Below are 22,347 nucleotides of genomic sequence, written 5' to 3'. Positions count from 1 at the left end.
TCAACGGAATTCGAAAGACTAATACCTCTTACCTAACATAATGCCAGTGGCTGTTGCAGAAGTCGATAACCGCATCGAATAGCTTCATCAAACAGTATTTTTAGTTAGTCCGAAGTATGGCATTGGTTGACAAACCATGATTTTCCGACCGGTTCTAGACTTTTGCAACAGCCACAACACTTATATAACAAACCGCTTTCCAACGGTTTCGGTCTTCGCTGAATCATTACCCAAGAAGATTATCGACTCCTATGAAACCTACCTTTGTTTATCTACTGCTCTCTATTTTACTTTTCAACTGTCATAACTCAGTATCTCCTACTGATAGCTTAGGTCAAGCTAATCAGTGGATTAATGGGAAATGGAAGTTGACAGCAGTTTCAACTATGATTCCTAATCCAACAGTACCTAATGTTCAACTTCTGATTGGCGGTAACCAGATTATACTTATTCAGGATGGCAAGCAAACGGATCAGGTCAATTTTGAGATTATAAAAACCGTTTACGATCTGCAACTCAGAACGAGCGCCCAACCTAGAGCAGATAATTGGTACATCCGTAATCCGGCTTTACGACTCTCAAAAAATCAAATGTTTCTGGATGCCGGCATGGCCAACGACGGGCCTGGGTTTAACTTCGAGCGAGCAGACTAAGGAGCCAATTTAGGGCAGTTATAAGAAAGAGGTAGTATTATGATTCTGTATGTTATAGGAATAATTTATTAACATAATTGTAGTGGCTGTTGCAAAAGTCTGAAACGAGTGTGATAGCCCTAGACGAGCGGCAAACTCTAGCCCGTTTACATGGCAAAATTGGATTATCTGGCAATGGTCCTTGTAGTCCTATTGACTTTTGCAACAGGCACGTCACTTATATAACAGAATTAAGCATTGACCCTTTTTTTGATAAGTACCTAGCTTTCAAATAAAAACAGAGAAATGCAAGTGGAATGAAGTAGATATAAATAGCCGATCTTTCTAGTAAACTGAGGCTAAAATTGTCAATGATAGGCCAAAGAGGAACAAGTATACCGATTAGCCACTCAACAATCAGATACCGCTTAAAACTTAATCTTTGTGGCACAATTATTAAGTCAGTGAGGTAGCCAAGTAAGCATATACCAAACCAAATCGGCGAAGTATAGACCAAGATAAGTGGAGAAGCAAGAAGGGTATCATGACTAGATGTTGTGAAGCCAGCGTGTAACAGTTGATCAATGAGAACTGCTGCTGGGATAGGCACTACAATACCCAAAATAATAGCCATTAAGAAGAGTGTATTAGCCCTCCAAAGAGTACGTTTGTAGCCTGTCATTCGGGTGTAATAATTGAATTTATTTTAGCTTCACTAACGGATGCGTAAAAAGTGAAAATTAGGAAAATTTCTTTACATAATCTTAGTGGCTGTTGCAAAAGTCTGGATGGATTCAAGATGCTTTGTTCAGTACCTTGTTTTCGGCTAAAAAGCGACCTATAGTGACCCCTTTGTTGGGCTTACTTATGCCCTAAAAGACTTTTGCAACAGCCACGACACTTATATAATACTCCTCCAAAAAGTGCAATGCGCTGATTCACAATAGAATTGTACTTTACGATGTTCTTACGTTAAGTCGCGTTTATCAATGGTGATCTCGACTTTTAAATAGATTATATATATCCTGATCAGCTTCTATACGTGCTAATCCATAAAGAACACCAGTACTAGGGCCCCGCATATCCCCATCTATGTACCCAAAGCAGGCTAACATTTTATGATGATCACCATCTTGACTTTCTACTAAAAGTGCCATTGCACGACCGTATGATTCTACTCTCAATTGACCATAGTCGGCTATTTGGTAGGATATACTTTCAAACCGAATTTCGTATCTGAAGCTACCTACTAAATCGGGGGTATGAAAACTTTCATCTTTGTATAATCCCCAAAGCTTTCCTAGACATTCAATAAAATATTTCCCCAATGGAGAAGTATCAGGTTTGGTAATGTAATTGGTGGTGTAGAAGGATAGATCTAGATATTTCCCAAGGTCATTTGTGTTGATATTGTCTAACAGTGGTTTGAAATCGAAAGGAGATAGTCGGACAGTAGTTCGATCTTCAAAGGAAGAGGGGGTAAAATCGAATACGACGGGAACTTGACATTCTCGACCGGTAATCCAGACAGAACCGTCTATTTTCTCTAGTATAAATTTTTCTCTCAAGTTTTCTCGAAAGCTGTTATATAAGTGGCGTGGCTGTTGTAAAAGTAATCCGCTCCGTATATTACTAGCCACCATTGTTGTCTAAAGTGAATATTTTTGTTGCTTCTCCCTGAGTTGATGGAAAAAGAGCGGTTACTGCCCGTATTAAAAACTATTTTGATTCTGTTATCCCAAAACAAATACGTTGCCTTGGCCGAGTTAGATTATGAGCAAAATATGCAGCCAGACTACTTAGAAACCGCCCTTAAAGAGTATGGAGGCAAGCTTACTATACCCAGCGATGAGCTGATTGTCCAGCAGATGGAAGTATTTGAAACGCAAAAACCAAATCGATTCTATGTTGACTTACCAATCTGGATGGATGAGGAAAGAAGTGATTTGACGTTATCAGTTGTCATTATCCAATTAGAAGCGGATTTAGCTTTTACGTTGAAAGACCTACACATTTTATAGACCAGGTCTATAGTATCAATTAATAGTCATCAATCAATTGATTATTAATAGTTTGTGTGTTTAGCCGTAGTCAACATTTTGAAAGGCTAATGGGTTGTTAGCTCATGCTAGGCTATCACTCATCGAACACCTCCCTGGTCAAACTCGTGCCGGCCAACCACTTCTACCAGCACCTGCTGGAGGGAGTTGACTTTAGCTTTATTAGGCCACTGTTCGAGCCTTTTTACAGTCTCACAGGACGACCATCCATTGATCCGGTGGTGTTCATTAAACTCCTGTTAATCGGGCACTTAGAAAACATTACTTCAGATCGTAAGCTACTGGAAGTAGCCAAGTTGCATATAAGCATTCGCGCATTTTTGGGCTATGATCTAGAACAGTCCTTACCCTGGCATAGCACCCTTTCGCGGACCCGCCAACGCATTCCGATTTCTACTTTTGAAACCTGCTTTAGCCACATCGTGGGTTTGTGCATTCAAAAAGGGCTTATTAGTGGACATACCCAAGTTATTGACTCGGCCTACATCAAAGCTAATGCGTCTATGAGTCGGTTGAAGCCCAAGCCCGCTATCTGGTCTTCTGAAGCAAATTCCACATTAAGTAAATCAAGCGCCCCTCGGTTAACGGCTTCGCCAGATCGCTTACAGCATATCCACCGGTTTCACAAAAACATTAAAAAAGCAGCCCCTAATAAATCCGGTCAACTGCTCAGTAATCTCACCCATTATAGTCCCACTGATCCCGATGCCCGTATTGCCTTTAAAACGGGGAAGCCCCGCCAGTTAGCGTATATGGCCAATGTGAGCGTGGACGCGGCCCAGCACGTGATTACGCATATTCAGGCTGGCCGGGCAGACTGGCGTGATAGTCGGTATCTTTTATCAATTGTCGATACTACTCAAGACCGTTTGAAAGGGTTTGGCGTTACCATGAGCAACGTAGTGGCTGATGCGGGTTACAGTTCTGGGGAGAACTACGAGCAACTTGAAAATCGCGGAATGAACGGCTTTATTCCCCCTCATGGCAAGTACAAAGACGAGCGCTCAAACTTTACTTACGATGCCCCTAGTGACAGTTATACATGTAGCCAGGGTAAACGATTGGCATTTGATCGACTGGTGGTCGATAAGCAAGGCAATCCCAAGAAGCGCTATCTGGCCAGGGCATCTGATTGCAAGGACTGCCGCATCGGCGGTCCGACCCCTTCGTGAGCAGTGTAAGGGTGAAAAGGCTAAGGAAAAACGCTTGCATCATACTTACTACAAAGCCCAATACGAGCGAATGGTAGAGCGGTTATCGAGTCGGTTCGGCAAGCGCATGATGCGAATCCGTTCGGCAACGGTGGAGCCCGTCTTAGGAAGCCTGATCAACTACTATGGCTTGCGTCAAATCAACACTCGGAGCCGAGAAGCCGCGACCAAAGTGATGTATGTGGCAGCAATGGCTTACAATATAAAGAAGTACTTACGCTTTACTTCAGTTGAGCAAGGCGGAATGGTAATTGCTCTACCAGTACCTGATCAGTTTTATTATATACTGATTTACTTTTGCAACAGCCACTGGCATTATGTTAACCTAGCCCTTAAAATTCAAATCAAGTAGTCTTATAGAGAAACCATCTATCGTCCATCGCTCGCAATAAGATGATATGGTCCGGGCTCGTCATTGGAATAGTTTGCTTATCCGGAATGTAAACATAACCCACTGAATTATCACTCATCCCCCAGATCACTAATTCTACCGAATTTCTAAAATCCGAATCACTTGTGGGTGTATAGGAGATAAATAGCTTCTGATAAGCCTCCTTCCAGCGATCTTCAATCGCTTTTCGATTCTTTGTGTTAAGATCAAGATCCGCCGTTTTCTTTTCGTTTAGTTCTTCCTTTCCTGCTATGATCATTTTTTTTAATTCATCGAACTGATGACGATGTTCATTAAAAAACGCGATTAATCCGTCATCCGATAAAGACAGCAGACGAGCGTTGCCTAGCTTAAAATTGTACTCCGCTCGCGACGAAAAGGGACTATAAGCCCCTGGCTTATGTTGCGACACCGCGATAATGCTGTCCACCTGTTGGGGGCTAAAGCGCTCTAACTGCTTTTTCTCAAATAGGCCAAAACCCGCCATGGCTAACGACCGAAAAGCCTGCATTTTCCAGACGCCCTCTTTGACAAAGTAAAGATAGTAGTCAGTGGCCAGGCCGGCTTGATTGGTGATAGTCATTGCGACAACCGACTGTTGGTTGGTTTGGCTTAACAAGCGAAAGGTGCGTTGAGCGTTTTTTTGGTTGATGTCTTTGCCGTTGGGATGACCTTTCCGTTCTTTTTTATACTCTCCTGTGCTATACTGCTCAAGAGCCGAAAATCCGTTTGGATTGAAAATTCGCTGAGCAAGTTCGAGGGGTTCCAGGTCGGAGGAAATCGATTGACAACAGGTAGAGGTTAAGCTTAACGAAGTAAACAGGCAACTAATAAAGACAAACTTAATCATCGCGTTCTTATAGGAAGATGTTCACTGTTTGGTCTACAACGGAGAGTTGATAGCTTGGACTGAAGTATGGGCTGCGACTGAGGTTGCACTCATCAATGGCCGCCTGAAAGTTAAGCTTAGGGTTAGAGAAATACAGCTAGTGTTGAAGTTTTTTTACTCCTGTTTTGTGGCTTTATTTTTGGAGGGGATTCTTGGAATAGTTTCTTGACATAACGTTGCTTATTTAACCTGGATTGGAAAAATACAAATGGACAGATGAAAAAATCAACAGGCTTAGTTAAGCTGCCCGTTCTAGTGTACTTCAGAATAAGGGCAGTGGTCGACTAACTTTCTGGGCTAGAACTACATCGGCAAATTAAGCGTTTTCCCTAAGAGCCTTTGCCGAGCCATGAACAGCCTACGACAACCCGATCCACTGCATACTATCGCTCAACAGCGCACCCGAATCCAGAATCAGGCCTTTCAAGCGGCCATCAACGGCGAGCCCTTGGTCAACACCTTGAACATACTCGCTCGAATGGTCGAACTCGAGTTAGATAGCGACGTACGCACGGCCTTTTACCTGGCCTACCCTGATGGCAAACGCTTGCATGCCATAGAGGGGGCGGGCGACATGGCCCCTTCCTACACGGCCCTCTTAAATGGCTTTCCCATTAGCGACGACTCGTTCTGCAGCGGCTATGCCATGGCTACCGCACACCCCGTTCACACCCCAGATGTATTCCAGAACCCGCTCTGGCAAGCCTATCTGCATTTGGCCACCGCCCATGGGTTTCGTTCCACCAGCTCTTACCCGATCCTGACCCGGCAGGGCAAAGCCATCGGTAGTTTAGCCCTCTACTTTCCCCACGTCCATCAGGCCACGGCCCAGGAAGTGGCCCTAGCTAAGGCTATCACCCAGGCAGCGGCCATCATCCTTTCCCCTGATACCCAAACGCTCGAACACACCCGCGCCCAAGAAGCCCTGCATAAAAGCGAAGCCGAGTTTCGTACCATAACGGAAGCCGCCCCAGCGCTGGTCTGGGTCTGTTCAGCCTTGGGTGAAAACATTTATTTCAACCAACGCTGGTATGACTATACGGGCCAGACCCTTGAGCAGGCCAGTGGGCAGGGCTGGACGACGAGTATGCATCCCGACGATGCGGCTCGTATTCTGCCCTACTGGCAACGCTGCCAGCAGACAGGTGAATCCTATGAAGGGGAGGTGCGCTACCAACGCTACGATGGGGTGTATCGGTGGCACATCTTCCGCGCCCTACCCCGTTGCAACTCAGCCGGACAAATTGAGGCTTGGTACGGCCTAAGCATTGACACGGATGATGCCAAACAAGCACAGGAAGGTCTCCTGAAAGCCGACCGGCATAAGGATGAGTTTTTGGCGATGCTGGCCCACGAGTTGCGTAACCCCATGTCCACCATCCGATCGGGGCTACAATTCCTGACGCTGACCTCGGGGCAGGATGAGCTAATCGGCTCAACCATAACGATGATGAATCGGCAGACGGACCACCTGGTCAGAATGGTGGATGATTTACTGGATGTAAGTCGTATTAACCGGAAAGAAATCGAACTCCAAACACAGCGGGTCAACCTGGTGGAGCTGGTGCAGCAGGCCGTAGCGAGTCTAAAACCCTTGTTTGAGCAGCAAAATAGGTCCCTTCAGATCAGTTTGCCGGTGGCTCCTGTTGAGTTGGACGGGGATGCTACCCGGCTGACCCAAGTGGTGGTTAATCTGTTGACCAATGGGGTTCGGTATACGGGTGAGCAGGGCACCGTCTGGTTGAGTCTGGAGCACCAAAACGGTCCATCGGGTCGGCAGGAAGCGATTCTTCAGGTGCGGGATAACGGCATTGGTTTAGCGGAGGATCAACGCTTTGCCATTTTCGAGTTGTTTGTGCAGGTCGATAATTCGACGGCTCGCTCGAAGGGCGGTTTAGGCTTGGGCCTAACGTTAGTCAAGCAACTGGTGGAGCTGCATGGGGGGCGGGTGGAAGCCCAAAGCGAAGGGATAGGCAAAGGCAGTACCTTTAGGGTTCATCTACCGACGCTCACCACCGCTGTTACCCCACTCCCTGGGCCTGCCTTACCGGCAGGGGAGTCAGCGACGGCCGGGCGTATTTTAGTCATCGATGACAACGTAGATGCGGCCCTGATGATGACCAGGCTGCTTAAGCTCAAAGGTTATGAAACGCATAGCCGGAACGATGGCCGGGCGGGTATCGAAGCGGCAGAAAGCTTGCAGCCATCAGCCATTCTGCTGGACATCGGCATGCCCCATCTGGACGGGTATGAAACCTGTCGATTGCTCCGTCAGCAGTCATGGGGCCAGGCGATGGTGGTGATTGCCTTGACGGGGTATGGCCAGGAGGAAGACCGGCAGCGAAGCCTGGAAGCGGGTTTTGATGGGCATATGGTGAAGCCGGTCGATTTAGCGATGCTGACCGAACGGCTCAGGGACTTAATCGATCAGAGAAAACCAAAGCCGTGTTAAGCAGAGTTACTAGGAGTTATCTTCCTCTTAAATAATCCTCCTAAGGGAGACGATTGAGCATTCGTTTATCTGCTTCTCGAATTGAGCGTTACTTACGCCCGATGCTTGTAGTTTTTGTTCAGCAATCAGATTTGTCTTTTGTTGGATAAGCGAAGATGAGCTTAGTCTACTGATCGATCGGATGCGTAGCATTTCATTAGCCCCCCGCTGAAATTCATAAGCAACGGGCACCCGATCAACTTGAATCGATTCATCGGTGAGTGCCTTTACGATTGAATCTAAGTAGGGCGATTGTTCACCTGCCAAAGTCTGGAGAGGGAATATGCGTACTTCGTTGGAGACCCGTACTAACTCCTTGATGGAATCGTAGTGTAGCTGCTCGGATAAGTGCTTGCTGTAAAGAAACAGCAGATGAGAGCATACACTCAGATCAAAGGACCGGTCAGCAAAGGGTAGAGTAGGCAGTTGATTCGCTAAATAGCGTCCCTGCTGCTTTCCTGTTGGGTAATCACTCAGAAACCGCTTCATGGCTGTCAATCGATACTGACCTAACTCATCTGCATCGTTGAACTGATCCCATCGATAGCCCTCAGCCGTTAAACGGATTTGGTCAACAATCGTAGGATAGGTCTGCTGGACGCGTTGCTCAATCTGTTGAGCAGAAAAAGCATAAATGGGATCAATCGAGATGACTTGTCCACTCATCGCTGTCACCTCGGCGTTAAAGCTAGCGGGCCCATCTCCTACGCCTAGCATCTTACTAGTCAGATCTTTTTGGGTTAGAGCGAACATGCGAACGTATTCTTCTAGAGTACGCCCCCAGGGGACTATTTCTTGGAGTGTCATTAAGCTAAATGGGATATAAAGGATTCTGGGATCACCAATCTACCCAAAATTAGGATTCTCACAAACCTCTCCTGTTTGAGACGAAGGAGCGTTCATGTATCTGCTGCTTAAATAGGGCGTTTATTTGGACGAACCCTTTTGCTTTAATATCTGTCAACTCCAGTTCGTAGCATACGTAGGGATTTCACGTCCGATTACGCCCGGAGCCTGATAAAGCACCGTGTCGCCGTCGTAGTGTTGAGTGGTGCACGACCCTGACAACGTCACGCGGCCGATATTTATGGCATCTGGGTCGATCCAAAAAACACCAATCACCTCCTGTTCGGTGGCGCCGTCAATGGGAACAAACCTCGTTAAGCTTATTTGAAACGGTTGATGAGGGGAAACAAATCAGGCAGATAACAGCGGATCCCACGTTGTCTACCGCAGAAGTTAGAAAGATTGTCGCTACAGATACGGATCCTGCCATTGTGGTATACGAACCTGTTACTAAAAAGATCCGGCTTTTGCAGTATCAATTAAAATAGCGATTTACCCTCTGGCCTTACAGCTAGTACCCCGTATAAACGATCATCCGGTATTTTCCTTCGATGCTTGCCGCGTTTCTTGGGCGCGTTCGACGGCCGCTCAGTCGTTTCCTGAATTAGCCCGTTCACCCGGGCACTCACACGCGGCTCCAAGGCAACGAGACGAGCGGCTAGTTGTGGCGAAGTCGTTTGCCGCTCACGGTAGGCGATGGTACCGGTAACCATAGGCGCGGGCCGGGTCCAGGCAAACGTTTGGGTAAACAGGCTCGTCGAAAGGAACAGTAAAAAGGGAAGTAACCCCTTATGAAAGCGGTTCATGGTAGACGATGTGACGATGAACAGAATTCGTTTCATAAGCGGGTAAGCCACTGGAGAGATTATGCGATCAATTAAACGACTGCCGAAAGGCCAGCGGAGACAAATTCGTTTTTAATTTGAACAATTTGCTAAAGGATTGGGGGTGTTCGAAGCCCAACTGATACGCAATTTCACCCACGGTCAGGTTGCTAATAGTCAATACTTCTTTAGCTTTCTCGATGAGTTTATGATGAATATATTGCTGGGTATTTTGCCCCGTTAGCGACCGCAACAGATCGCTCAAATAGCGGGGCGAGACGTGTAATTCGTCCGAAAGAAATTGAACCGTTGGCAATCCCTTCACCAGGGCCATTTCATTCGTAAAATAGGTATGTAGCACTAGGTCCAACTTGGTCAGCAAGGCGTTATTGATGGACTTACGAGTAATGAACTGGCGCTTGTAAAAACGCTGGCTGTAGTTCAGCAATAACTCCAACTGCGAGATCAATACATCCTGGCTGATATCATCGATGGCTGTTTCCAGCTCATCGCCAATGATTTTGCCGATAGCAGCAATAATTCCCTTTTCTTTATCCGACAGATGGAGCGATTCAGTGACCGAATAAGAAAAAAAACCATAGTTTTTAATCCGGGTATCCAGCGGATAATGGCGCAGAAAATCGGGATGGATCAACAACGTGAAGCCAGCAACTGAATCACCCGTTTGCAAGCCGGTTAATGGCTGTCCCGGTGAGGTGAAAAACATACCACCATCATCGAAGTCATAGGTGGTTTGTCCATACTTCATTTTACAGCCTGCCGATTCATTATAGGTGATGTGGTAAAAGTGCATCATGAACGCGGGTGTCAGCATGTCAGCTGTGATTTTCACGTTGCTATAGTCCAATAGGCTGATCAGCGGATGCAACGGCTGTGGCAGGCCAAAGTCCCGTTGCATTTCGCTAATAGAGTGGTAAATGCGTGGTTTGTTGACTGGTTCTCCTTTCATGAGTAAACAAGGTTAGGGCTGGTGCAACCTGACAACAAGTTGCACCAGCCAAGTAATTCCTGAGCGGGTGGTCAGGCGTCGGCCAGCAGTTGCTTTATCCCTTCCCTAAAAGCCTCATCACCTACGGCCAGCCGCTGGGCATACAGGGCTTTCGCATCCTCGCCACAGACATAGCGCAGATTGGTGGTGCCATCCGTAGCCGCTCCATACACAACCTGGGCAATCTGCTCGGCGGTAGAAACCGCTTTTTCGGGCGTTATCAACGCCCTAAATTTAGTCATCAATGGTTCATAAGCCGGGTGCGAAGCAAAAACGGTTCTATCGCCTATTTCAGTCGCTACCAGCCCCGGTTCAATCGTTTTTATGCCAATGCCGAATTCCGCCAGTTCATACGACAAGCTTTCGCTCCAGCCTTCCAGTGCCCATTTACTGGCATCGTACATGGAACTGACCGGGAATCCCATCAAACCAGCCGAAGAGCCGGTGGTAATAAAAAGACCGGCTTTCTGCTGCCGGAAATAAGGAATAAACGCCTGTGTCACCCGAACGACGCCCAGAAAATTAGTGTCAATCTGCCGGACGATCTGCTCCTCGCTACTGGCTTCCAGGGCACCCAGTAAGGCATAACCCGCGTTGTTGAACACCACATCTATTTGGCCCAGCGCCAGCGCCTTCTGTGTCGTTTCGTTCACCTGTTGGCTGTCCGTTACATCCAGTGGGAGTAGGGTTATATTGTCAAGCTGATTGAGCTCATTTTCGTTTTCCGGTTTACGCATGGTCGCAATCACATGCCAGCCTTTGGTCGCAAATAGCTTTGCTGTTGCCTTCCCGATTCCCGCCGAAGCGCCTGTAATAAAAATAGTCTTTGCCATTACTTCTCGTTGTTATTTTCGAGTGGCAAAGCTCCTTCACCAAGGCTTAGGGCACGTAGTAAAAGTGGTAAATCTTGTAGTCAAAATGGTGAAGTGACTTGTCCTTAATTTAATCGAAGGTTTTTCTGAACGATTTCCTGTGATGGCTACTATTGATACGAATCAATCACTGAAAGCCAACTGAAGACGGCATCAACCCGGGTCAACAGGCAATGGACTATCGCCGAAAACCCTTCAGGTAAAACTTGGGGACAGAATAACCATGAAAATGGTTAGAAACGGTGGCTTTGCGGCTTCCCTAAAGTAATGGCATCCGCCGTTCGGAACGTTCACACAAACGATACATTGGCAGCGGATGATAACCTCATCGTACTGGCCTCCTTTTATCAGCTCATCCTACTTACAGTATTGCCACATGAAGAATTATAATAGTTTTTTCACTCCCCATAGCTGGTCCTGTAAACCCGTTTGGCTATCCCTGCTGATCTTTCTATTCAGCTCGGTGTTCATTACCACAAGCTTAGCGCTGGGGCTTAAAGAGGGCCCAAAAACAGTGTTTAGAGGGGTGGTTTCCGATGCGGTGAACGGGATGCGGATCGACTCGGTCAGCGTTTCAGCTGGAGGGGTCACCACACGCTCCAACGCACAGGGCATTTTCACGCTCGAAATCCCAACAAGAAAATCGGCCGTGCCCAACCGCTACGTGCTGACGTTTTCCAGGAAGAACTTCAGCGCCCTGAAACAGACCGTTTCGGTTGGCAGCAGCTCGCCAATTGAGGTCAAAATGAGATCTCAATATCCGCTGCGCAACATATTCCACCTGTTTACAGACCCTCGCATTCCTGAGCGGGGGCCACACGAATCGCCCCCAACGCCAAGCTGTGCGGACGTAACCGTCGTACCTGATCTGATTGGGGGACAACTGGGTCGGCACAACTTCATCTACATTGGCGAAAATTACCGGCGCATCTGCGTGGTCATCGATGGCAAACTGGCCTGGCACTACGACACGGAAAACGATTGGGAAGACGATGAGATCTGGCTTCTCTCCAACGGAAATATCCTCCACGCACACATGAAATACATTGAGGAAATAACGCCCATGAAAGAGATTGTGTGGCGTTTTGACGCTCCTAAAGGCACCGAAATTCATACCTGCCAGCCCATTGGGGTTGATAAAGTACTTTTTCTTCAGAACCAGAGCGATGTCGCCATGGTCAAGTTGTATAACAAAGTCACCGGCAAATACGAGATAGAAAAAGAGTTGAAGGAGCTTGGCAAAGGCCCCCATGGGCAGTGCCGACGATTCCGCATGACCAGTAAGGGTACTTATCTGGCGGGCACCTTGGCCAGCCACACCTTTTATGAATATGACAAGCAGTTCAACCTGATCTGGACCCACGATCCGGGGTCAATGTGGGGCGGGGTTCCGCTTAAAAATGGCAACTACCTTTTCCAACGAGAAAATGCCATGACCTCGGTTGAGATAAACCGATCTGGCAAGGTTGTTTGGCAGGCTTCGATTGCCGACATACAGGACCAGCTCAGTAAGCTGGCCCCTGCTGCCGGCAAAATAACCGCCACGCAGACGTGCGAGCGGTTATCCAACGGCAATACGGTGGTATTTACGCGATCTTGTGATGCCAACTTACCGCAGGCTATCGAAATCACACCCGACAAAAAGGTGGTCTGGATACTACAGGACTGGAAGCATTTGGGAGATAGTGTGTCAGCCCAATTTTTGGATGAACCCGGCTATCCAGAAGTGCCTGGCGAAACAAACCACTAAGCGTCCTGATAATAGGGCGACTGGTTGCTGTTTAAAGTTATGGAAACGTTGCGCATCGGGCTCAGATTCGAACCGCGCGTTTTTCTGAACGTTTTTGGTAGCTGATTACTTCTCGTTCAGTTAATGATGAAGCTTTACCTTTTCGTGAACGATAATTAATTTGACCCGTCCTGATACAATTCTTAAGGTATGGTGAAGTGATTTTAGTTGATAAACTCAGTGAATAGAGTAGAAAACGTAAGACAGCAGAATGCCCAAACAGCTTCCCAACCCGTGCAAAGCTGTCGGAGATTGTTCAGCGCTTTGTAGAGGAGCTTATATACGGAGGGCGAAGTCAACTCCATCACTTCAGCGATTTCTTCGGTTGACAGAGAACTGTAATATTTCAGGAAAATAATTTCGCGCTGACGGGGTGGCAGCTGGTTGATAAAACGGGCTAAACTCTCCGTAATCGAGTCGTCGGTTTGCGTGGCAATGAGTTGTTCTTCAACGGAAAGCTCACTGTCTTCGTCGGGTGTAGCGTCCGAAAATTGGCGTTGCTTCGTGATGCGCCGGATTAGCTCCCGACGTAGTGCCACAATGAAATACGCTTTTGGGGACGTAACGGTTGGCAATTTTACCGCACTGTCCCAGATCTGAACAAATAAATCCTGCACCGTGTCCTTGACCAGTTCTTTATCGGGAACCAGCCGATAGCCGTAGTTGTGTAGCATTTTGCCATACCGCTGATAGAACCAGGATAAAGCGTCTGCATTACTCTTTTGTAGTAATAGCCATTGCTGTTGGTCAACGGTATTCGTGTCAGGTTCCAAAGTGGATTGTCTACTATATGAAAGAATAGTCGATCGATTATTATTAGGAAAACCAGCTTTCTCCTCGGGTAGTTGATATGGAAAGTTATAACTTTCTATATCAACTTAAACCATGTATTCTCAACGATTGACAATGGTTTTTAAGGTCAAAATCAGGTAGAAATTGTGGCGTAGATTTATTGCACTAAAGTACGGATTTCTTGCATAATATTTTAATAAAACGAATTAAAGCTAGTCAAGGGATTGTCGCGCTAGAAGCCAAAACTCACGCCTACATTATATCCCCGAGTAACTGGATAGTTGCCAACATCAATACCGAACGTAGCATCAGCCAAGCCGCCAACGGCGGGGTCTAATCCGCTGTATTTAGTAATGGTAAACAAATTCGTCGCTGATGCCGAAATTCGTAACCGGCTCATTTGTAGTCGATTAAATAGCGCATTTGAAAAGCTATACCCTACATTCAAATACTGCATCCGACCGTAGGACCCATCTTCAATGTAGTACGAATTAGGCTGCGTATTGGTACTGAAATTGGTTGCACTCTCGAAAATCGGCACGTTTGTATTGGTATGCGTAGGCAACCAAGAATCCTTAACCCGCTCACTTACTGCAGCTCCTGTAAACGAAGGGTAGAAGTCCGTAAACCACCGTTGGTTATTGAAAATCTGGTTTCCCAGCGCGACATATAGATTGGTGCTCAAGTCGAAGCCTTTGTACTTTATTCCCAGTGTAATACTGCCCGCGAACTTGGGAATGGGATTGCCCAAATACGTCCGGTCATTATCGTCAATTTTGTTGTCGCCATTAAGATCGGCAAAGCGAAAACGACCGGGGGCGGCTCCTAACTGCGTCGCAGCCGATGCCACATCTTCTTTACTGTTGAAAAGGCCGACTACTTGATAGCCATAGAACGACGATAAGGCATGGCCCGGCTCATTACGTACTACCGGCCCACCTAGGCGCGTACCGCCACTTGCGAAATATGGTACCAATGGTGCAATGGCCGTAATCCGATTACTTAAAAAACTGCCGATTCCAGTCAGCTCGTAACTCAAATCGCCAACGAGTCTTCCTCTTGTCGTAAGCAATAAATCAATCCCCTGATTGCGCATACTCGCTACATTCAGGAAGGGCGCGTTGGCTCGAACACCCACGACGCTCGGCAAGGCTAATTGGAAGAGTAAATCTTTGTTATCTTTCCGCCAGATGTCGACAATCACTTCCAGTCGATTGTTGAAAAACGAGCCATCAATTCCGATGTTGGACGTAATACTCGTTTCCCATTTGGCGTCTGGATTGCCATATTGGCTCGGATAGTAACCCGATTCGATGGAATTATTTGTCGCGCCCAGATCATAGCCATTGGCCGCGTTGGTTGAAAATAAATTGAACTGGTTAGTTGAACTGAGATAATTCGAATTGCCCATCAGTCCATACCCACCCCGAATTTTTAGATCCGAAACCCAGGACAAATTCTCCATAAATTTCTCGGAAGAAATACGCCAGGCCACAGAAACCGCTGGAAATACCCCAAATCGGTGGCTTGGGCCGAATTGAGACGACCCATCCCGACGTACCACCGCCGTGGCAATGTAGCGGTCATTGTAGGTATATTTGGCCTGCCCAAAAATCGAGTAAAAGTTGTTGCCTTTACTGTAGGTGCTGCTTACCTGACGCGTAGCACCGGGCGTTGTGTTGCTCAATGTTATGTAGTTCGGGTCGGTAGTGAAGGGATTGATACCTGAACCAATGATACCACGCCCATTCCCCGTGTTTAGTGCTTCCAGCCCCGCCAGCACACTCAGATCGTGTTTGCCGAACGTCTGTTTGTACTGCGCCGTGTTGGTAAATGTCCAGGCGAGTCCTATGTTAGCGCCTTCCGAATAGGTATAGTTGGCAATATTTTCGGAGTTTTCGTAAGTAGATCGAACATGCGAATTGGCGTAGTTCGTGTAATATGACCCTCCCAGACTACTCTTCAGTGTTATAGAAGGAATGGGGTCGTACGCTACGTAACCATTTCCCAAAATATTCACCGTATGATTCAAATTATTGGCCTGCCCATCCCGACTGGCTACTGGATTTCGGGGATTGCTGAACCCCGGTGCGGCCGTGCCCGCATACCCTCCGAATGAATTGTAGACCGGAATAATGGGCGCCATCCGAAACGCCGACAGAATGTCGTTCTCATCCGAGGCAACGCTTGAATTATTGTTGGTACTATTGCCCAGCGCATTCCCCGTTGTGCCCTGCAATCCCGTCGCCGATACGTAGGCCACCTGGATATTCTCGCCAAATCGAAGTTTTTTGCTAAGGTCAAATTCAGTATTGGCGCGAAAGCTATAGCGCGAAAAATCATTGTTTGTAACGATACCCGCCTGCCGCTGCATACCCAGACTCAGGTAGTACCGACTGGTTTCGGTGCCGCCCGAAAAGCCCAGTGTATGGCGCGTCATGGGGGCCACCCGCGTAATAGCTTTGTACCAATCAGTGCCTTGCTTATTGGCCGCAATCACATTGTAGATCACCCCATTGGCTGGATTGACGTTGTAATTGGGCAACTCAGCAGCTAAGTTAACGGAACCAACAACGCCTGGCACTTTACCAACCAACAGATAATCCGGCAATACGGGTGCTTGTCCCGAACCATACTGGCCATTGGCGATACCGACAAAACTAGTTGGACCAATAGCCGTTCCCGACTGAAAGAGATCATTCCGGCGCGCCTGCCAGGTCCAGTCGGCTTGTTCCTGCGGATTCAGAATTGGAAGCCCTTTGCCCGGAACAGTCACGCCATACAAGCCATCATAACTAATACTCAGTCTCTGCGCCTTGCGCTGGCCTTTTTTGGTCGTCAATACAACTACTCCCGCAGCCGCTCTTGCCCCGTAGATCGAAGCCGAAGCGGCATCTTTCAGGACGGTCGTGGTTTCAATATCATTGGGATTAATGAACTGAATACTTTGGGTAGGCACCCCATCCACTACGTAAAGCGGTTGATTACCGCCGAACGAGCCAAACCCCCGCACCCGAATCTGGCTGGATGTACCGGGTTGCCCGTTGGTGATGACTGTCACACCCGCCACGCGGCCCTGAAGTTGTTGCTCGACGTTAGCTGAAGGCACAATCTGAAGCTGAGCCGGTTTGACTGTCGAAACGGCACCCGTTACATCCCGGCGATTCTCCGTCGAGTAACCCGTGACTACAATCTCGTTCAATAGTTTCGTATCCTCTGCCAGTTGCACATTAATCCTTGTGTTTTCGGAAAAAGGATATTCCTGTGTAGAATAACCGATGTAAGAAAAAACTAGTGTTCCGGTACGTTCTGGAACGAATAAGGTATACGTACCATCGAGCAAAGTAGTCGTTCCAGACGAGGTATTTTTGAGTACAATGGTAACGCCGGGCAATGCCTCTCCAGTTGTGGTTACTACTTGACCGGTGAGGTGAAAAGTGGGTTGTTTTTCGTCGGAAAAGGCTGATTTGATAGACTTAATCGCGGGGAGACTGGTCGGGTACTTCTGGGCAGAAGCAGTTTCCCGAATGGGTTCCTGATAAAGGATATAGGTGTGTTTTGTCCGCTGAAATTTTATGTTGTAGGGTGACAGTAATCGGGTTAGAATCCGGTCTAAATTTCTGGGTAAGCTGGCCAATACATCGGACGGAACAAATTTATTTGCCAGTAAATCAGTATCATAATTAAAGATAACATGGTGACGAAGCGCTAGTTCACTTAGTATCTGAGCCAGATCTGATTTAGCCGAAACGGTCATCACGGACGGTGGACGTGTGGCTTTTTTTTTAGAAGGCAACTGCTGACCAGCGGTTTCAGTTTGTGCGTTACCTACAAGCCCAAGCAATAGCAGTACCGCAAGTAAATGCGTTTTTAGTCTATTCTTTCTGAGGGTAGATGGGCCCATACTCAAGTACAGCAAACGGATAAATAACAAGTCGTCAGTCTATCAGATAGCCTCCTTTTATTGCTTTCGCGCGCAAATTGTAGATCGTTTGAAGCTGATTATAGAAGGTCCGAATTGAGTCCGTGCCAACTGAGCCTGTAAACCGTTTACGAAGCAGTTCCGGACGACTAACTGTGGTGCGAATGCCGTAACTATCCTCCAAAATCTGAAAGACGTTATTCAGTGTTTCTCCGTTAAAAATCAACGTATTGTTCAACCAGGCGGTATAGATGTGTGGGTCCGCCTTTTCTTTCGTCAGAGAATCCGTTTTGGGTAATAAAGTGGCCTTCTCGCCGGGCAACAGAACCATATTCTGATCGGTACGACTACGTTCGTTCAACTCTACTTTACCTTCCGCCAGCATTACTTCCGTTTTACCCCGGCGGTCGTTCACGTTAAAAACGGTTCCTACTACGTTGATGTCCAGACGGGCGGTTTTGACCGTAAACTTCACCAGCTCATTCTGTTGCCGTTGTTTTCTGACCTGAAAAAAAGCTTCGCCCGTTAGCTTTACTTCTCGATTCGACCAGCTCCGTTTGTATTCCACCCGTGAATTACCGTTCAGCGTGACAAGTGAGCTATCTGGTAAGACCACCGTATGCATCTCGCCGAATGCAGTTGTATAAAAAACGGGTTGTTGATACCACCACAAACCTGAGCCTACCATAATCAACAGCGCTACCGATGCGGCAACGGCATACCAGCGTCGCCAGAGGGGAATCACAATTCCAGCAGGCTGTTCCAGAAAGTCGGGGGCGACCCGTTGCTGTATCTGCTTCCAGCTTTGCTGAATCTCCTCTGCAGAAAACACATCAGGTTGTGCCGATAGCTGTCTGACAATCCTGACGGCCTCTTCTACCTCTGCCTGTTTGTAGGGGTGTTCTTGTACCCACTTGAGCCAAAAAGAAGTAGAGGCCTGTGTAGGACAGGTCACCCAGGCGATAAAGGCATCGTCGGCAATAAAGTCTTGTATGGAAAATAGCTCGTACGAGCGCATATACTATACTAATTATCTCTATACTAAAAGTACAGAGTCGTCCAGAAATTACCCCTTTATCTTGAAACTTTACTGAATTATCAGACCTGAAGAACTCGCTTTGGTTGTAGCTGGAGACACGTCAGTTCTCGAATTGAATGTTAGTTAATTTGAGAATTTCGTCGTTTGGCTTGGTTCGTTTGATTGCGAAAAAATACACGTCATGACGACCAGAAACCACTTTATTCAGCTGACCCCTTACTGTTTTTAACGTATCCCAGCCACCCGTTGGTCCATAGCCTGTTGTGCTAATGACCGGACCCGCCTGCGAATCGATTCGTACCTCAATTTCCCCGGTCTGATTAGCCGATCCATATTCATACTGAAACGCTTTAATGCCTGACAAGTCGATGTTTTTTAGCAAAATATAGGCTTTATGACCACCCGGCGACAGGTTATCCCGAAAACGGGGAAACCCAACGTAGGCGTCAGCATAAGCGGGTTTAACGTTCGCATTACGTAGCCTTACTACGTCCGTCCCCGTAAGTGGACCCACTACTTTTCCACCCTTATCGGTATAGGAAGCCATAATTGTGTACTGTCCTTTCACATCACCTTTGGGATTATCTTTCAGCGTCAGTGAACCTTGTACTGGCAAGACCGTCTGGCTTTTCTGCTTGTCGGTCAGTGAGAAGATATAGCGCACCATTTCCTGTGCATCCTGCGCAGAAAGCTGCGGGTGGGCACTCATCACATGCTCGGTTCCCCAGGCGCCACCGCCACCGTTGATAATCTTAGTGCCTAGTTGTTCGACAGCTCCAACCTGCTCTTTGTACTTATGAGCAATCGCCATAAACGACGGCCCCACAGACACCTTATCGACCGTATGACAGGCTTTGCAATCACTGCCAGCCACGAGTGTTTTACCGAGCGAATTTGTTTCAGCAGCGAGTATTCGTGTGTTTGGCGACGTCGTGCCCGATACGCTCGGCTGCGGATTGTAGGCGTAAACAACTTTAACCCGCTTTGTATCAACGGTTGCGTCCTCTTTGTCCTTAACCTTAACCGCGTATGCAAACGGTTTATTCTCCCAGAAAAAGGATTTATTGTTTGTACTCGTGATGGCCACGCTTGGCCGGGTATTACCAACGTTGACAACAACAGTATCCCGACTCACAAGTCCCGCCAGATCGGTTACGTTTAAGATGGCTTTATAAACACCTGGCTTTCTGTACGTGTATGTAGCAGTCGGTGTGGTAGCTCCCACCGTTTTGCCATCAAATAGCCATTGGTACGTCACTTGGTCATCATCGTCAAGATCGCGTGAACCCTGGCTTTTGAAGGTAACGCGCAAAGGGGATTGACCGTCGGCTTCGCGAAGAATAGGATAATTACGTCGTTCAGAGGTCAGGAATACCATTTTATCGACTCGTGCTTCGGCAGCAGAATCGGCGATACTTGCCTGGGCAATGGGTGCCCGATTGCCGGTATTGTACTCTATTTTTACCAATCGGGCATCCTCATTATCAGCCCCATACACAGAACCGTATTCCAGCATATACATAACACCATCAGGCCCAAACGCCAGATCGATAGGACGCCGAAAATCACCGTTGGTGGCCATGAACGGTTCGCTACGTACATAATTCTCTTTCTCATCGAATCGTAAGGCCATCACCCAGTTGCGCATCCAGTCGAATACGAACAAAGCACCGTCGTAATAATCCGGGAATTTGTTTGGCGACGCAGCGTTTTTGGTAAAGGTGTAAAATTCGCCCGCCATTGCGCTACGTCCGCCCAAACCCAATTCAGGAAACTCTTCCGAAGCCGCGTACGGATACCAGATCATAGCGGGCATTGCCGGTGGTAATTGGTTCAGGCCGGTGTTGTTCGGCGAGTTATTGATGGGTGCGGCCGGGTTGAATTTGGGCCCAGCAGTTTTGGTCGCAAAATCCCATTTCGCGTAAGCATAATTGTTACCCATAAAATAGGGCCACCCGAAATTGCCCGCCTTTCTGGCCTGATTAAACTCATCATAGCCGCGTGGGCCTTGAACGCCATCTTTGCCCGCATCCGGGCCAATTTCACCCCAATACAACACGGACGTTTTAGGATTGACGGCAATTCGATACGGGTTTCGACAGCCCATGATGTAAATTTCCGGGCGAGTTTTGGGCGTATCTTTTGCAAATAAATTGCCGTCGGAAATAGTGTAAGTACCGTCTGTTTCGGGATGAATCCGCAGTATTTTTCCTTTAAGATCGTTTGTGTTGCCCGCCGAGCGTTGCGAGTCCAGGCTGTAAAATTCCTTGCCCGGTCGTTCATCGAGCGGAGAATAGCCGTCCGATGGAAAAGGGGCGGAACTGTCGCCGGTAGACAGGAATAGATTACCGTCTTTGTCCCAGGCCAGCGACCCGCCGTGGTGCGACCCACTAATTTTCTGGACCGGCACTTTCAGCATTACCTTCTCAGAACCCAAATCCAACGTGTTGTCAGGATTCATTGTGAATCGCGAAAGCTGAAAGGCCAGTGTCTCTTCGGTCAGGCCAGCGGGCGCGTAATACATGTAGAGATTACGATTTTGGGCGAATTTTGGATCGAGCGCCAGACCTATCAAGCCCGTGCCGCCCATGTTCGTAATCGGAAATTTATGGATCAATGTGTTCTTCCCGGTACGAGGATCGTAGACCGACAGATTACCGAATAGTTCCGTAAAAAACACCCGACCATCGGGCGCAATCGCCAGCTCCATCGGCGAGTTCAGGTCATTGACCAGCACCGTTTTTACGAAGCGGTTTTGTTCGGGCGTCACTTTGGCGTAGGCTTTCCGATAGTCAAGCGGTTTACCATCGCCAATGGCGTAGTTGATGCCACCCAGCAAATGGCTCAGAAACAACGGCTCACTAAAACTCTCGTCGGTATGGCCACCATCGGTATAAAAGGCTCGTCCACCATCGAATTCGTGATACCAGCTGATGTGGTGATTCGCGCCGTTGGTGCCGCCTTCGTAGGTGCTTTCGTCCAGATCGGCCAACACGTTTATACCTGAATAGAACGATCGGTAGTTATACCACTCGTCGGTACGTTCCCAGCGATCGGGCAGCATTTTCGTTGCCGGATGGGTTTTGTCGATCACGTCAACGGTAGCTTTTCGCACATTGGGATTGTGCGGGTGGCTGGAAAAATGAGCGCCCATCAGCTTGCCGTACCACGGCCAGTCATATTCTGTGTCGGCTGCCGCGTGGATACCGATATAGCCGCCACCCGCCTGGATGTATCGTTCGAAAGCCGCTTGTTGTTCACCATTCAAGACGTTGCCTGTCGTACTGTTGAAGATAACGGCCGCGTATTGTTTCAGGTTTTCGTCGGTGAATAAAGCCGCATTTTTCGTGGTGTCAACCGAAAACCCATTCGCATTTCCCAGTTTCTGAATCGCGGCAATCGCAAACGGAATGGAGGTGTGTTTCCAGCCTTTGGTCTTCGAAAAGACCAGTATGCGGGGCGGATTAGCACGCTGCCTGACTGTCATTCCCGAATGAAGCAGGAACGTAATAAAAAGCAACCCGATAAAATAAAGTTTTGCGTTTAATGATGTCATGTTGAAGTTAGTTGGTATCATCTA

17 protein-coding genes are annotated in these 22,347 nt (G+C 47.7%); 6 read left to right on the top strand and 11 right to left on the bottom strand.

All coding sequences use genetic code 11. The annotated features are described in order from the left end of the window. Positions 1-251: 251 nt before the first annotated feature. Positions 252-653 carry a hypothetical protein gene (locus ACYVAM_RS31065; protein WP_461074050.1) on the top strand — a complete coding sequence of 134 codons (402 nt, stop codon included), beginning with the start codon at positions 252-254 and terminating at the stop codon, positions 651-653. A 217-nt stretch (positions 654-870) separates the two neighbouring features. Here ACYVAM_RS31065 and ACYVAM_RS31060 read toward each other — a convergent pair whose 3' ends face one another. Both ACYVAM_RS31060 and ACYVAM_RS31055 read right to left on the bottom strand, forming a co-directional pair. Further along, the gene (locus tag ACYVAM_RS31060) at positions 871-1,314 is read right to left on the bottom strand and encodes a hypothetical protein (RefSeq protein WP_461074049.1); all 444 of its coding nucleotides are present in this window, start codon (positions 1,312-1,314) and stop codon (positions 871-873) included. Positions 1,315-1,618: 304 nt separating this feature from the next. Beyond that, positions 1,619-2,275 (bottom strand): hypothetical protein, encoded by a 657-nt coding sequence (locus ACYVAM_RS31055; protein ID WP_461074048.1) that lies wholly within the window; start codon positions 2,273-2,275, stop codon positions 1,619-1,621. 42 nt (positions 2,276-2,317) lie between these two features. Here ACYVAM_RS31055 and ACYVAM_RS31050 point away from each other — a divergent pair, with 42 nt between their 5' ends. The 3 genes from ACYVAM_RS31050 to ACYVAM_RS31040 all read left to right on the top strand — a co-directional run bounded on the left by ACYVAM_RS31050 (position 2,318) and on the right by ACYVAM_RS31040 (position 4,255). Then, the gene (locus tag ACYVAM_RS31050; protein ID WP_461074047.1) at positions 2,318-2,653 is read left to right on the top strand and encodes a DUF7668 domain-containing protein; all 336 of its coding nucleotides are present in this window, start codon (positions 2,318-2,320) and stop codon (positions 2,651-2,653) included. A gap of 104 nt (positions 2,654-2,757) precedes the next feature. Then, positions 2,758-3,864 (top strand): transposase, encoded by a 1,107-nt coding sequence (locus ACYVAM_RS31045; protein ID WP_461074046.1) that lies wholly within the window; start codon positions 2,758-2,760, stop codon positions 3,862-3,864. 34 nt (positions 3,865-3,898) lie between these two features. Continuing rightward, the gene (locus ACYVAM_RS31040; protein ID WP_461074045.1) at positions 3,899-4,255 is read left to right on the top strand and encodes a transposase; all 357 of its coding nucleotides are present in this window, start codon (positions 3,899-3,901) and stop codon (positions 4,253-4,255) included. Here ACYVAM_RS31040 and ACYVAM_RS31035 read toward each other — a convergent pair. Then, positions 4,248-5,144, bottom strand: coding sequence for a hypothetical protein (locus tag ACYVAM_RS31035; protein WP_461074044.1), 897 nt, complete (start codon positions 5,142-5,144; stop codon positions 4,248-4,250). The genes ACYVAM_RS31040 and ACYVAM_RS31035 overlap by 8 nt on opposite strands. Before the next feature lie 388 nt (positions 5,145-5,532). Between ACYVAM_RS31035 and ACYVAM_RS31030 the strand changes: the two genes are divergently transcribed. Next, positions 5,533-7,635 (top strand): ATP-binding protein, encoded by a 2,103-nt coding sequence (locus tag ACYVAM_RS31030; RefSeq protein WP_461074043.1) that lies wholly within the window; start codon positions 5,533-5,535, stop codon positions 7,633-7,635. Positions 7,636-7,662: 27 nt separating this feature from the next. Here the strand turns inward: ACYVAM_RS31030 and ACYVAM_RS31025 are convergent, their stop codons facing one another. The 4 genes from ACYVAM_RS31025 to ACYVAM_RS31010 form a co-directional block, all read right to left on the bottom strand. Then, entirely contained in the window at positions 7,663-8,427 is a 765-nt protein-coding gene (locus ACYVAM_RS31025; RefSeq protein ID WP_461074042.1) for an SAM-dependent methyltransferase, read from the bottom strand. 572 nt (positions 8,428-8,999) lie between these two features. After that, on the bottom strand, positions 9,000-9,362 hold the full coding sequence (locus ACYVAM_RS31020) for a hypothetical protein (protein ID WP_461074041.1): 363 nt from the start codon (positions 9,360-9,362) through the stop codon (positions 9,000-9,002). A gap of 31 nt (positions 9,363-9,393) precedes the next feature. Next, the gene (locus ACYVAM_RS31015) at positions 9,394-10,314 is read right to left on the bottom strand and encodes a helix-turn-helix domain-containing protein (protein WP_461074040.1); all 921 of its coding nucleotides are present in this window, start codon (positions 10,312-10,314) and stop codon (positions 9,394-9,396) included. 71 nt (positions 10,315-10,385) lie between these two features. Next, the gene (locus ACYVAM_RS31010) at positions 10,386-11,186 is read right to left on the bottom strand and encodes an SDR family oxidoreductase (protein ID WP_461074039.1); all 801 of its coding nucleotides are present in this window, start codon (positions 11,184-11,186) and stop codon (positions 10,386-10,388) included. 415 nt (positions 11,187-11,601) lie between these two features. On the opposite strand from ACYVAM_RS31010, the gene ACYVAM_RS31005 reads away from it, so the two are divergent. Then, complete coding sequence (locus tag ACYVAM_RS31005) at positions 11,602-12,975, top strand: hypothetical protein (RefSeq protein WP_461074038.1); 1,374 nt, start codon at positions 11,602-11,604, stop codon at positions 12,973-12,975. A gap of 203 nt (positions 12,976-13,178) precedes the next feature. Here the strand turns inward: ACYVAM_RS31005 and ACYVAM_RS31000 are convergent, their stop codons facing one another. The 4 genes from ACYVAM_RS31000 to ACYVAM_RS30985 form a co-directional block, all read right to left on the bottom strand. Further along, positions 13,179-13,787, bottom strand: a complete 609-nt coding sequence (locus ACYVAM_RS31000) for an RNA polymerase sigma factor (protein ID WP_461074037.1) — start codon at positions 13,785-13,787, stop codon at positions 13,179-13,181. 251 nt (positions 13,788-14,038) lie between these two features. Beyond that, positions 14,039-17,602: a SusC/RagA family TonB-linked outer membrane protein gene (locus ACYVAM_RS30995; protein WP_461074036.1), complete on the bottom strand. Its 3,564-nt coding sequence runs from the start codon at positions 17,600-17,602 to the stop codon at positions 14,039-14,041. 142 nt (positions 17,603-17,744) lie between these two features. Then, positions 17,745-18,746 carry a FecR domain-containing protein gene (locus ACYVAM_RS30990; RefSeq protein ID WP_461074035.1) on the bottom strand — a complete coding sequence of 334 codons (1,002 nt, stop codon included), beginning with the start codon at positions 18,744-18,746 and terminating at the stop codon, positions 17,745-17,747. Between the two features lie 121 nt (positions 18,747-18,867). Further along, positions 18,868-22,323 (bottom strand): ThuA domain-containing protein, encoded by a 3,456-nt coding sequence (locus tag ACYVAM_RS30985; protein ID WP_461074034.1) that lies wholly within the window; start codon positions 22,321-22,323, stop codon positions 18,868-18,870. Positions 22,324-22,347 lie beyond the last annotated feature (24 nt).

The organism is Spirosoma horti (assembly GCF_054776595.1).
The sequence above is the reverse complement of the archived record's forward strand: the minus strand, read 5'-3'. Positions and strand labels throughout refer to the sequence as shown.

Bases quoted from the DNA above. Each gene is read 5' to 3' on its own strand.
- ACYVAM_RS31065 (WP_461074050.1), top strand. From the start codon at position 252: ATGAAACCTACCTTTGTTTATCTACTGCTCTCTATTTTACTTTTCAAC.
- ACYVAM_RS31060 (WP_461074049.1), bottom strand. From the start codon at position 1,314: ATGACAGGCTACAAACGTACTCTTTGGAGGGCTAATACACTCTTCTTA.
- ACYVAM_RS31055 (WP_461074048.1), bottom strand. From the start codon at position 2,275: ATGGTGGCTAGTAATATACGGAGCGGATTACTTTTACAACAGCCACGC.
- ACYVAM_RS31050 (WP_461074047.1), top strand. From the start codon at position 2,318: ATGGAAAAAGAGCGGTTACTGCCCGTATTAAAAACTATTTTGATTCTG.
- ACYVAM_RS31045 (WP_461074046.1), top strand. From the start codon at position 2,758: ATGCTAGGCTATCACTCATCGAACACCTCCCTGGTCAAACTCGTGCCG.
- ACYVAM_RS31035 (WP_461074044.1), bottom strand. From the start codon at position 5,144: ATGATTAAGTTTGTCTTTATTAGTTGCCTGTTTACTTCGTTAAGCTTA.
- ACYVAM_RS31030 (WP_461074043.1), top strand. From the start codon at position 5,533: ATGAACAGCCTACGACAACCCGATCCACTGCATACTATCGCTCAACAG.
- ACYVAM_RS31025 (WP_461074042.1), bottom strand. From the start codon at position 8,427: ATGTTCGCTCTAACCCAAAAAGATCTGACTAGTAAGATGCTAGGCGTA.
- ACYVAM_RS31020 (WP_461074041.1), bottom strand. From the start codon at position 9,362: ATGAAACGAATTCTGTTCATCGTCACATCGTCTACCATGAACCGCTTT.
- ACYVAM_RS31015 (WP_461074040.1), bottom strand. From the start codon at position 10,314: ATGAAAGGAGAACCAGTCAACAAACCACGCATTTACCACTCTATTAGC.
- ACYVAM_RS31010 (WP_461074039.1), bottom strand. From the start codon at position 11,186: ATGGCAAAGACTATTTTTATTACAGGCGCTTCGGCGGGAATCGGGAAG.
- ACYVAM_RS31005 (WP_461074038.1), top strand. From the start codon at position 11,602: ATGAAGAATTATAATAGTTTTTTCACTCCCCATAGCTGGTCCTGTAAA.
- ACYVAM_RS30990 (WP_461074035.1), bottom strand. From the start codon at position 18,746: ATGCGCTCGTACGAGCTATTTTCCATACAAGACTTTATTGCCGACGAT.
- ACYVAM_RS30985 (WP_461074034.1), bottom strand. From the start codon at position 22,323: ATGACATCATTAAACGCAAAACTTTATTTTATCGGGTTGCTTTTTATT.